Origin of the sequence: Methanobrevibacter curvatus (genome assembly GCF_001639295.1) — an archaeon.
In the GTDB taxonomy this organism is placed as follows: Archaea; Methanobacteriota; Methanobacteria; order Methanobacteriales; family Methanobacteriaceae; genus Methanoflexus; species Methanoflexus curvatus.
Map to the genome: position 1 here is coordinate 1 of NZ_LWMV01000212.1, position 11,031 is coordinate 11,031.

The following is an 11,031-nucleotide window of genomic DNA, read 5'->3' on the forward strand; positions in this document are numbered from 1 at the left end:
GATTATTTTAGAAATTAAAGATAATAACAACTTATATTTATGAAATGGATTGATATTTAAATAAATCATTGATTAGAATCTTTTCTTTCAGGAATATAATCATTTAGTTTTAAAAAAAGGATTATAATCATTTAGTTTTAAAAAATAATAGCATGTTAAAAATTTAATTTAAAAATAGATGTAGATATAAATAAAAAAAATAAAAGCTAAAAAAATAAGAAAAAATAAAAACTAAAAAAATAAGAAAATAAGAAAAAATAAAAACTAAAAAAATAAGAAAATAAAAAAATAAGAAAAAAAGAAAAATATCAAAAACAAAACAATCTCAAAAAAGATTATTTTAAAACAATGTCAGAAACATTGTGTTGTCTTTTAGCTATTAGCTTAGCCTGTTCAATATTTTGACCATTTTTTCCAATTGCTATTCTTTTATTTTGATTATCTGCTGTAACAGTTGCAATTGTCTCACCAGAAGCTTTTTGAAGAACTTTAACATTTGAAACTTTTGCAGGGGCTATTAAATTCTCTATGAACTTTGTAATGTCTTCTGAAAATTCAACGACCTCAACACCTTTATCAACAGCATTTTGAACTTTTTTAACAGTTTCGCCTTGTCTTCCAATGGCTAAACCCATATCTCCATTTTTAACAACAAAGATAATTTTACCATTTTCTTCATTAATAATACAATCTTTAACCATTGCTCCAGTCATACTTTCAAAGAGAGCAATATATCTAATTTCATTAGCATTGAACTTTATAGACATAAATCTACCCCATTACATCAATTATGGTAGAATCTCCTGGATCATTAATAATTAAAGTGGCTACTGTAAATGGTTTACCGCATACAGATCCTAAATCTACACTAGAACCATCATACACATGTACAGGTATTTTTGAAAGTTTTGCATAGTATTCAACATCTTCTAAAATTACTTGAGGTGCATTACTTGCTACAACAACTAATAAACCTTTTCCTAATTTTAAATATTGAATAGATTTTTCACTACCTAAAGCTACATCACCAGTATCAACAGCGACCCTAATTCCTCTATCTATATCCATCATCTGCCTCCTTTTCTTTTATTTGGTTTCATCATGATATCAACTGAACCAGTTCCAAGGGGTATAGGTTGTCCAATAATGATATTTTCAATTATGCCTGTCAAATGCTCTACTTCGCCACGAATACTGGCATTAAGTAAATGTCTTCCAGTTTCTTCAAAGGCAGCACGAGCAAGTACACTTGATTTTTTACCACTAATACCATGACGTCCAATAGACCTAACGGTTCCTTGAGATGTCATCATATCAGCAACTAACATAATATGTCTAATATCAACTGTAAGACCCTGTTCTGAAAGGGTACGAAGAATCTCATTAATAATAGCATTACGAGCGGCTTCTATACCTAAAACTTCTTCAATTTCATGAATGTGATTTGTGCTGGTTTTTTCTTTATCAACACCATCAATTTTAAGGATTTTTTCAAGGTTTGAACCTTCAGTATGTAAAATATACTGATCTTCTTCTTTTCTAATAATAACTTTTCCAATACCTTTTAATCCACTAATTTGCAAATCTCTTACTTTATCTGCATCAAGTCTTAATTCTCTAATATTAACTTCTTTAGGTTCAATATAAAAATTATAATCATTGTCAGGGTTAAATTTAGCTTTTTTAAATGACTTTTTAATAGCTTCTTTTATTTTTTCATAATCAAGCTTTTTGTCTTCTACTTTTTTAGCATCAATTGTTGCTTCAACTTTCATTTCAGCATAGTTAATTTTAAAACCATCAACTTCAAGAATATCGTTAACAGTACTTTTACCAATTTGATTAGCTAATTTTTTTACAAATTCATCATCATTCTTTTTATCTTCTTCAAAATAAATAGCCATTGTAGGGGTTTTAATAGTTTTTCTTGCATCGACTATTTCAATTAGTCTTGGTAAACCTAAGGTAACGTTAAGCTCGTTAACCCCTGCAAAATGAAAAGTACGCATGGTCATCTGAGTACCTGGCTCTCCAACAGACTGTGCTGCAACTGTACCTACAGCTTCGCCAGCTTCAACTTTAGACTGTTCATAAGCTTTTTTTACTCTGATAACTAAAGTTTCTAACTCTTTATCTGTTAAATCATGTCTATTATATGCATCAACAATATCGAGGATGTAACTTTCAGGGAACTCAACCCCTTTCTTTTTGGCTAATTTAGAAACTTTATCAATTAATTTTTGTATTTCTTCGTTTTTTACCATAAAAATACCTCAAAATTACTTTTTAATCCTCATTTCTTTAATAATCTTATCTAAGTCTGCAGCTTTACCATGATCACTTTTTGCAGGATCAACACCATCTTCACCAAACATTGTTTGAATAACATTTCCTTTGTTATCTTGAACTAAACCATTTTCAGTAACTTTCAAATCTTGCAAAGCATTTACTAATCTTCTTTGCATGTATCCACTTTGAGCTGTACGAATAGCTGTATCTACCAAACCTTCACGTCCACCCATAGCATGGAAAAAGAATTCAACAGGATCTAATCCACTTTTATAACTTGAATGAACAAATCCACGTGCTTTTGCACCCAATTCATTTTTTCTAAAGTGAGGTAATGTTCTTTCAATATATCCTCTTGAAATACGACCACCACGAACAGACTGCTGACCAACACAGGCAGTAATCTGAGTTAAATTAAGCATAGAAGCTCTTGCTCCAGTTTTAGCCATTACAACAGAATGATTAGTTTCCATAGCAAAGTAACTCTCTGCAATTTCACCTGATTTATCCCTTGCTTCTCCAAGAACCTGCATGATTTTCATTTCAAGGGTTTCTTCTAAACTTCTACCAGGCAATGCCTCTAATTCCCCTTCTTCATATGCTTTAACATGGCGATCTACATTTTCTTCTGCATCATCTAAGTGTGCTTGAATCCTATCTTGAGCTTCTTGTGGAATCTCTTCATCATTGGTACTTGTTGTAATCCCAACTTTCATAATTCCAGAAATAGCCATATTTGTAGAACGATCTAAAAATTCTTTTGCAGTATCTGAACCATAATCTTTAACAATTTTATCTAGAATTTTACCTGAAAAAGAGCCATAAGCTTTTTCATCAAGTGCACCATATTTTAGCTCGCCATCTTCAATTACAACATATGAATCAAATTCACAGTCTCTTTCCTTACACACTTGGCAATTTTTACATATTTCGCCTTTGTATTCAAGGTTAAGTTTTTCGGGAAGTAATAAACTAAATAATTCTTTACCTGTCCAATTTGTTCCTAATTCTGGGTTATCATTTGGGTTTTTACGTTTTGGAATAGGTAATTTGGCTTTTCTAATAATTTGAAAAGCTTGTTCTTCAGTAAATGTGGAACCGTTTCTTGTTAAAAGATATGCACCAGATATATGGTCGTGAATAGCTCCAATAATTGGTCCTCCAAACCTTGGAGATAAAATGTGTTCTTGAACTCTCATTAAAGATTTAGCTTCGGCACGAGATTCATCTGTTTGGAAAACATGCATATTCATTTCATCTCCATCAAAATCAGCATTGTATGGAGGACAAACACATAAATTCAATCTAAATGTTTTATATGGAAGAACTTTTACTTCGTGTGCCATCATAGACATTCTATGAAGAGAAGGTTGGCGATTAAATAAAACTATATCTCCATCTTTAAGATGACGTTCAACAACCCAACCTGGCTCAATATTTTCAATAATAGAATCTTTAGTATCATCATAAACTCTAATTTTTCTATCATCACTTCTAATAACATAGTTGGCTCCAGGATGGACTTCAGGTCCATTTAAAATATATTTTTTAAGCTCTTCAATATTCCAATCATTTACATGAACAGGAACAGTTACTTCAGTAGCTATCATTTCAGGAACACCAACTTCATTGATACTTATATTTGGATCTGGAGAAATAACAGTCCTTGCTGAAAAATTTACACGTTTACCTGATAGATTACTTCTAAATCTTCCTTCTTTACCTTTTAATCTTTGAGCTAATGTTTTAAGGGGTCTACCTGATCTGTGTCTTGCTGGAGGAACACCAGAAGCTTCATTATCAAAGTATGTGGTAACATGGTATTGTAATAGCTCCCATAAATCTTCAACAATTAATTGAGGTGCACCAGCTTCCATATTTTCAGATAATCTTTGGTTAATTCTTAAAATGTCCACAAGTTTGTGAGTTAAATCATCTTCAGATCTTTCACCAGTCTCTAAAGTAATTGATGGACGAACTGTGACTGGAGGAACAGGCAATACCGTTAAAACCATCCACTCTGGACGAGCCACTTTAGGATTTACACCTAAAACAAGAGCATCTTCATCAGTAATTCTTTCTAAGCGATCACGGATTTCACTAGCAGTTAATCTGTAATCCCCATCATTAATTGAAGTTGGTTTGTCTATTTTTATATCAGATTGTTTTTCTTCACAATGAGGACATTTGTCTTTTTTAGCGGCATCTTGAACTCTTTTTATAATCTCATTAATAGATTCTTCATTGTCCATTGCCATTAATATCTCGTATTTAAAGTTTTCTATCTCAGTATCTGTTAATAAAACACGACCACATTCATTACATACTGATCTTAAGATTTTATAGATATTGTCTGCAAATCCCACATGAACAACAGGCCTAGCCAAATCTATGCTCCCAAAATGTCCAAGACATTCTCCACCTTTAGAACCACAGGTTTTACATTTTAAACTTGGGTCTATAACACCTAAATGAGGATCCATTAATCCATTTTCAATCGGATAACCATCTTCATCATAGGTATCAGGAGTTACTATTTTTATCACAGAGTTTTTTCTAATATTCTCTGGAGACATTAAACCAAAGTTTATATGATCAATTTTTTTTATTATTTCCTTCAAAATTTTATCCCCTTAAAATAGAAATGAATACGATAAATAATACGATAAATAAATTAATAAATAAATTTAAATAATAATTTAAAAAATAATTAAAAAACAATAATCATTTTATAAAAAATAATAAGCAATAATCATTTTATAAAATAAAATGATTAATAAATATTAAATAATAATTAGATAAATAATATGAAAAATAATATGAAAGAAAATTTAATAATTTATGCTTTGTCCCCTAAAACTAATTTAGGGAAAATACATAAACTCTTAAGTTCGTCTAAAAGTAATTTAAATGCATAAGAAATTTCAACAGGGAAAGATTCTACATCACCACATATTGAACAATATATTTTATCTCTTAATTTATCTTCAATGGCTAACATTCCACATTTAGAACATACTACTGCTTCATATTTATCTGATTCATCTAGTAATCTCTCTTTAAGAGCTAAAGCAGCACCATGAGCGATAAGACAATCTCTTTCCATTTCTCCAAACCTTAAACCCCCTTCACGAGCCCTACCTTCAGTAGGTTGACGTGTCAAAACTTGAACAGGACCTCTTGAACGGGCATAAACCTTATCAGTTGTCATATGATGTAGTTTCTGATAATAAGCTACACCTATAAATATTTCAGCTTCAATTCTCTCACCAGTTGTCCCACTGTATAAAGATTCACAACCAGCAGACTCAAAACCATATTCTTTAAGTGACTGTTTTATTTCTCCTTCTAAATCATCATTAAATGGAGTTCCATCAATTCTTTCACCATCTAAACATCCTGCTTTACCTGCAACCATTTCTAATACTTGACCAACAGACATTCTTGATGGAATAGCATGAGGATTAATGATTATATCTGGAACAACACCATTTTCTGAGAAAGGAATATCTTCTTGTGATAAAATTAAACCTACTACTCCTTTTTGTCCGTGTCTTGAAGCAAATTTATCACCAAATTCAGGTTGTCTAGTATCTCTAACTCTGATTTTAGCTAATTTGCTTCCTTCAACGGTTTCAGTTAAAATAACTGCATCAACAACACCTTTTTCACCATGTCTAACTGTTACAGAAGTTTCTCTTCTTTTATCTCCAGGAGTACCAAAGTCATCAATTTCTTCTAAAAATCTTGGAGGAGAAGTTTTACCAATTAAAACCTCACCAGAGGAAACATAACTTTCTGGATTAATAATTCCATCTTCATCTAAATGTCTGTAATTTTCTTCACTACGATATCCTCTAACACCTTTTGCTGGAACTTCAAAACTATCTGTTTGACCTCCAGGATATCTTCTCTCAGAAGCTTCATATGAACGGAAAAAGGAAGATCTTGCAAGACCTCTTTCAAGAGCAGATTTGTTTAAAATCAAAGAATCCTCCATATTATACCCTTCAAAAGACATTACAGCAACAACAAAATTTTGACCAGATGGGCGTTTATCATAGTTAGTTGCATCAATAATTCTTGTTTTAACCAAAGGAGTTTGAGGATGATGCATTAAATGAGCTCTTGTATCAGTACGATTAGAATAATTAGAAACATACAAACCTAAAGCTTGTTTTGTCATTCCTGCTTCCATAGTATTCCTTGGAGATGAATTATGGTCAGAAAATGGAATAATTCCTGCACAAATACCTAACATTGTAGAAGGATCTATTTCTAAGTGGGTGTGATCATTGTTTAATAAATCTGAAGTCATAGCAATGTATGAATTTTCTTCCTCTTCAGCATCCAAATATTCAACTATCCCATCTGCAATTAAATCATTCCATTTAATTTTACGTGCCTTTAAATCTTCAATATGGCTTTTTTCAAGTAATGGAATTCCTTCATCAACAACTATAAGAGGTCTTCTTGCTCTACCTGGGTCATTGAAAATATAAATCTCGTTGGTAGAATTATAGTAGGTAACATTCATTTCTTCTGAAATATCGCCTGAGCGACGTTTTTTCCTTAATTCATCAACAAAAGCAATAGGTTCATTACAATATCCATATAATTCACCATTAATATAAATTTTAGCAGATTCCTTAGTAATGTTTTCTTCTTCAACTAAAAAATTAATATCCCCAATTGTATTTTTAATATCTTCAGGGTCTGATCCTTCAGATATTTTACATAAAAGTGCTAAATTTTTAACCAAGCCACAATTAGGTCCTTCAGGAGTTTCATTAGGACATATTTTACCAAATTGAGTTGGATGCAAATCTCTTGCTTCAAAATGAGGTTGACTTCTACTTAAAGGAGATACAACACGCCTTAAATGTGATAATGTACCCATAAAACTAGTTCTATCTAAAAGCTGACTTACACCTGCTCTTCCACCAACCCAATTACCAGTAGCAATAGCATGTTTAATACTTTCAGTTAAAACATCTGAACGAACTGCTTGTCTAATTTGTGGTTCTTTTCCACGACTAATACTTCTTTCAAGTTGATAAGTCATATCACGAGATAGGTTTGTGTAAGCAACTCTAAATAAATCTTCCATTAAATCTCCAGATACTCTTAGTCTTTTGTTAGTGTAATGATCCTTATCATGGGGTTCTCTTTCTTCATGAATAACTTCTAATAACATTTCAGTCATTTCAGCCAGATAAATTGCCTTTACCATACGTTTTTCTTTATCTACTCCAATATGGGGCAACAAATATTTGTCAATGATCTCTTCAGCACGTGTAATACTATAATCTTCAGTCATTCCTTTAGCTACTCTGTTACCAATGTATTTAATGGCTTGTCTTTCAAAGTAGGCATCTCTTTCCTCTTTAGATAAACCTTCAATGTCTTCAGAGTTTATTTTTAGCTTGCTTTCTGATACTTGAATATCATCAGCTATTATCATTTGGAAGTTAAAATCCTTTGAAATTTTTGTAATAATCTCTTCATCAGTATGTAATCCTAATGCTCTAAGTAAAATAACAAGAGGAATTTCACCAGGAACATAAGGGAATGAAATCCTTAAAAATTCAGCTGTTTTACGAGGTTTTCTATATTCTACAGTAATCCTTGCTTTAAAACCACTATTTATTGAATTAACAATCGCTTTTGCCCTTCTATCTGTTATTTCGCCAAATCTTTCAAGAATAATTTTGTTTGGAGCAATTTCCTCCATAGTAACTACTGCTCTTTCAGAGCCATTTACTATAAAGTAACCACCTAAATCTTGTGGATCTTCACCATTTTTAATTAATTCTTCAGTGTTAAGACCATTTAAATGGCATTTATTAGATTTAAGCATTAAAGGTAATTCACCAATATAAATTTTCTCAAAATCGTTTTCAGTAAAAGTCCCATCTTCATTTTGAGAATCTAAAGCCATTTCTAAGTACATATGAGCAGAATAAGTTAAATTTCTAAGTCTTGCCTCTGTAGGAAAAATTTGACTTGTTGAACCATCAGCTTCTTTAGCATAAGGTTCACGGATTTCAATTTCTCCAGTTCTAACTCTATATTTTCCAGCTTCCAATGATATTGGTTCAGTTAGTGCTTTAATATCTACAATATTCTGTATTCTTTGGTTAATAAATTTGTTATATGATTTTATATGGTGATCCACTAAATCATACTTATCAAAAAATGCATCTACTAATCCCCATGTCTTGCCTTTCATGGACTTCCTCCAAATAATAAAAAATAAAAATTTAAAAATGAAATAATAAAAAAATAAAAATTTTAAAAAAATAAAAGTTTAAATAATATAAAAAAGGTAAAAATAAAATCATTGATTAAATAATATAACAAATAAGTAATTATTTAATAATAATAAAGGAATATAGAAAAATTTATAATTTAATATAAGATTAAACTCATTAATAATAAAATTAAAAACAACATAATGATTCTAATTCAATATTTGTCTAAAAAATAACTATAAAAACATCTAAAAAAAATTAATTAATAGAAATGTCTAATAAAATATCTAAAAACACACTACAACATTATTTCATTAAATTGAGTTTTAAATACAATTTTAAAAAAAAGAAATAAATAGGTTTAAATAAAACAAATCTAATGAAAAATACTGGCTATGGTTCTACTAGCCTATAGGTTACAAAAGTACCAGCAGTTTCGCTTTCTCTTGTAATCTCTAAAACATTGCCAACTTCGGCACCAATAGCTTTAGCAATAGGGTCTTCAACCTTAATTTTAGGAAGTTGATCTTGATGAAAATCTAAATCCTTAAAAATTTTTTTTATCTCAGAATTTTCAAGTATAACATGCTTTGGGACTAATTCATGGACTAAAATACCTTCACTCACAATATTCCTCCAGCTAGAAAAATTACGTAATTTGTAAAAATAAAACTTTCAATTAAAAAACTGATAAACAGGGCATGATTAAAAAAGCAAAATAAGAACGGGCCCGACGGGAATTGAACCCGCGGCCGCTTGGTTAAAAGCCAAGCGCTCTGCCAGACTGAGCTACGGGCCCTAATAAACAAATGAATAATAAAAATTAACTAAAAATAAACAAAATAATAAATTCATGAATATATGAATAAATTAAAGCTATACATAAATTTAAGCGCCCTGGCCGGGATTTGAACCCGAGTCGCGGGCTCGACAGGCCCGCATGATAGCCCCTACACCACCAGGGCAAAGATATTAAATTAAGTTAAAAACTTAAGCTAAAAAGTGGATTTATAATTTTTGAAAATTTTAATTTACATCATTTATTAAAACAATCAATATTAAATATAATTATTTGTATATATAAATGTTTCTATATTAAATTATATATAATAATAATTTAACATAAAAAGATATTCTTTAAACATAACATATTTATATAATTAATTGATTATAAAAATTGAAGTCCCGCCTGCCGGACTTGAACCAGCAACTTTTGGATCTACAGTCCAACGCTCTGCCAATTGAGCTAAGGCGGGTACAACAATGGGACCACCCGGATTTGAACCGGAGTCTCAGGCTCCCAAAGCCCAAAGGATCGACCAAGCTACCCTATGGTCCCTATTAAAACTCACATACCACAAAAGCCCCGGACGGGAATTGAACCCGCGACCACGAGATTACAAGTCTCGCGCTCCACCAGACTGAGCTACCGAGGCACTCGGAGTAAGGATAAACAATAAAAAAAATCTAAAATTTACCTATATTTCAAGTATTTTTTTAGAACAAAATAAGTTTTGGATTTCATTACATATAAATGTTTTCATAATTAAAAAGATAAAAAATGGTTATTTACAATAAAAGAAAATAAGTAAATACAATTAAAAAATAAGAAAAACACTTTTAAAAATTATTTATTTTCATAACCATTGATTAAAACTTCAATTGAACCATCAACAGGATCTATTATTAAACCATGTATTGGGACATCTCTAGGAATTAATGGAGAACTTTTTAATTTATCAACACCATTTTTAACATTGGATTCTTCATCCTCAAAAGCACCAATCCATTCTTTAAGATCTACCTTTTCAATTTCCTTTGGATCAATTCCTCGTTCAAGCATATTTGATTTAAGTTTGTTTATATCTGAATTAGCCATTCCACAGTCTTTATGACCCACCAACATAACTTCTTCAGAACCTAATGCAAAAATAGAAGCAGCTACAGACCTTTCAACATCTCTATCTAAGACATTGTTCCCTGCATTTTTAATAACCTTTGCATCTCCACGTCCAATGCCCATAGCAGGTTCCAAAAAGTCAACTAAGCGTGTATCCATACAAGTAACAACTGTTACTTTTTTCTGTGGTCCATGTGGTAAATCCACAGGTTCAAAATTCTCTACAAAAATTTCATTATTTGATAAAACATCATCAAGTAACATAATAACAACCTCATAGCTATTTTATTTATAATATAATATATATTATTCTAATTTATTTTTATTCTAATTTATTTTTAAGAAAATTTTTTAAAAAAGCTTTTTGTGTTTTAGATCTATTTATTTTAATTTAAATAAAATGATATTACCAGACCACTATTTTTATTAAATATTTATATTTATTTTATAATAAAATTCATTATCAGTAGTTCGTAAAGTATTAATATTGTGGGTTGTATTATTAATCTATGGAAAGAAAAAACAACCCACATAGATTGTTATGGAACGATGATGTATTAAGTCTTTCGGTGAATGTGATTAAAGATA

7 protein-coding genes and 5 tRNA genes are annotated in these 11,031 nt (G+C 30.6%); all 12 read right to left on the minus strand.

The features are described from left to right. Nucleotides 1-335 precede the first annotated feature (335 nt). The 12 genes from MBCUR_RS08750 to MBCUR_RS08805 all read right to left on the minus strand — a co-directional run bounded on the left by MBCUR_RS08750 (nucleotide 336) and on the right by MBCUR_RS08805 (nucleotide 10,710). A complete protein-coding gene (locus MBCUR_RS08750) occupies nucleotides 336-767 on the minus strand; it encodes a NusA-like transcription termination signal-binding factor (RefSeq protein ID WP_067092531.1) in 432 nt (143 codons plus the stop codon). A gap of 4 nt (nucleotides 768-771) precedes the next feature. After that, nucleotides 772-1,071: a 50S ribosomal protein L30e gene (locus MBCUR_RS08755; protein ID WP_211265142.1), complete on the minus strand. Its 300-nt coding sequence runs from the start codon at nucleotides 1,069-1,071 to the stop codon at nucleotides 772-774. Then, nucleotides 1,068-2,264, minus strand: coding sequence for a DNA-directed RNA polymerase subunit A'' (rpoA2, locus tag MBCUR_RS08760; RefSeq protein WP_067092533.1), 1,197 nt, complete (start codon nucleotides 2,262-2,264; stop codon nucleotides 1,068-1,070). The genes MBCUR_RS08755 and rpoA2 overlap by 4 nt, the downstream gene beginning before the upstream one ends. Before the next feature lie 15 nt (nucleotides 2,265-2,279). Further along, nucleotides 2,280-4,910, minus strand: coding sequence for a DNA-directed RNA polymerase subunit A' (locus MBCUR_RS08765; RefSeq protein ID WP_067092534.1), 2,631 nt, complete (start codon nucleotides 4,908-4,910; stop codon nucleotides 2,280-2,282). A gap of 218 nt (nucleotides 4,911-5,128) precedes the next feature. Further along, complete coding sequence (locus MBCUR_RS08770; protein ID WP_067092535.1) at nucleotides 5,129-8,521, minus strand: DNA-directed RNA polymerase subunit B; 3,393 nt, start codon at nucleotides 8,519-8,521, stop codon at nucleotides 5,129-5,131. Between the two features lie 415 nt (nucleotides 8,522-8,936). Beyond that, the gene (locus tag MBCUR_RS08775; RefSeq protein ID WP_067092536.1) at nucleotides 8,937-9,173 is read right to left on the minus strand and encodes a DNA-directed RNA polymerase subunit H; all 237 of its coding nucleotides are present in this window, start codon (nucleotides 9,171-9,173) and stop codon (nucleotides 8,937-8,939) included. A 95-nt stretch (nucleotides 9,174-9,268) separates the two neighbouring features. Next, nucleotides 9,269-9,342: transfer RNA gene (locus MBCUR_RS08780), tRNA-Lys, on the minus strand. A 94-nt stretch (nucleotides 9,343-9,436) separates the two neighbouring features. Beyond that, nucleotides 9,437-9,508: transfer RNA gene (locus MBCUR_RS08785), tRNA-Asp, on the minus strand. Nucleotides 9,509-9,726: 218 nt separating this feature from the next. Next, nucleotides 9,727-9,799 (minus strand) — tRNA-Tyr (locus MBCUR_RS08790). Nucleotides 9,800-9,807: 8 nt separating this feature from the next. Further along, nucleotides 9,808-9,882 (minus strand) — tRNA-Pro (locus tag MBCUR_RS08795). A 23-nt stretch (nucleotides 9,883-9,905) separates the two neighbouring features. After that, nucleotides 9,906-9,979, minus strand: a tRNA-Thr gene (locus MBCUR_RS08800). A gap of 191 nt (nucleotides 9,980-10,170) precedes the next feature. After that, nucleotides 10,171-10,710, minus strand: coding sequence for a beta-class carbonic anhydrase (locus MBCUR_RS08805; protein ID WP_067092537.1), 540 nt, complete (start codon nucleotides 10,708-10,710; stop codon nucleotides 10,171-10,173). Nucleotides 10,711-11,031 lie beyond the last annotated feature (321 nt).

Excerpts from the sequence above, each read along its gene's own strand:
- MBCUR_RS08750 (WP_067092531.1), bottom strand. The coding sequence starts at position 767 with ATGTCTATAAAGTTCAATGCTAATGAAATTAGATATATTGCTCTCTTT.
- MBCUR_RS08755 (WP_211265142.1), bottom strand. The coding sequence starts at position 1,071 with ATGATGGATATAGATAGAGGAATTAGGGTCGCTGTTGATACTGGTGAT.
- rpoA2 (WP_067092533.1), bottom strand. The coding sequence starts at position 2,264 with ATGGTAAAAAACGAAGAAATACAAAAATTAATTGATAAAGTTTCTAAA.
- MBCUR_RS08770 (WP_067092535.1), bottom strand. The coding sequence starts at position 8,521 with ATGAAAGGCAAGACATGGGGATTAGTAGATGCATTTTTTGATAAGTAT.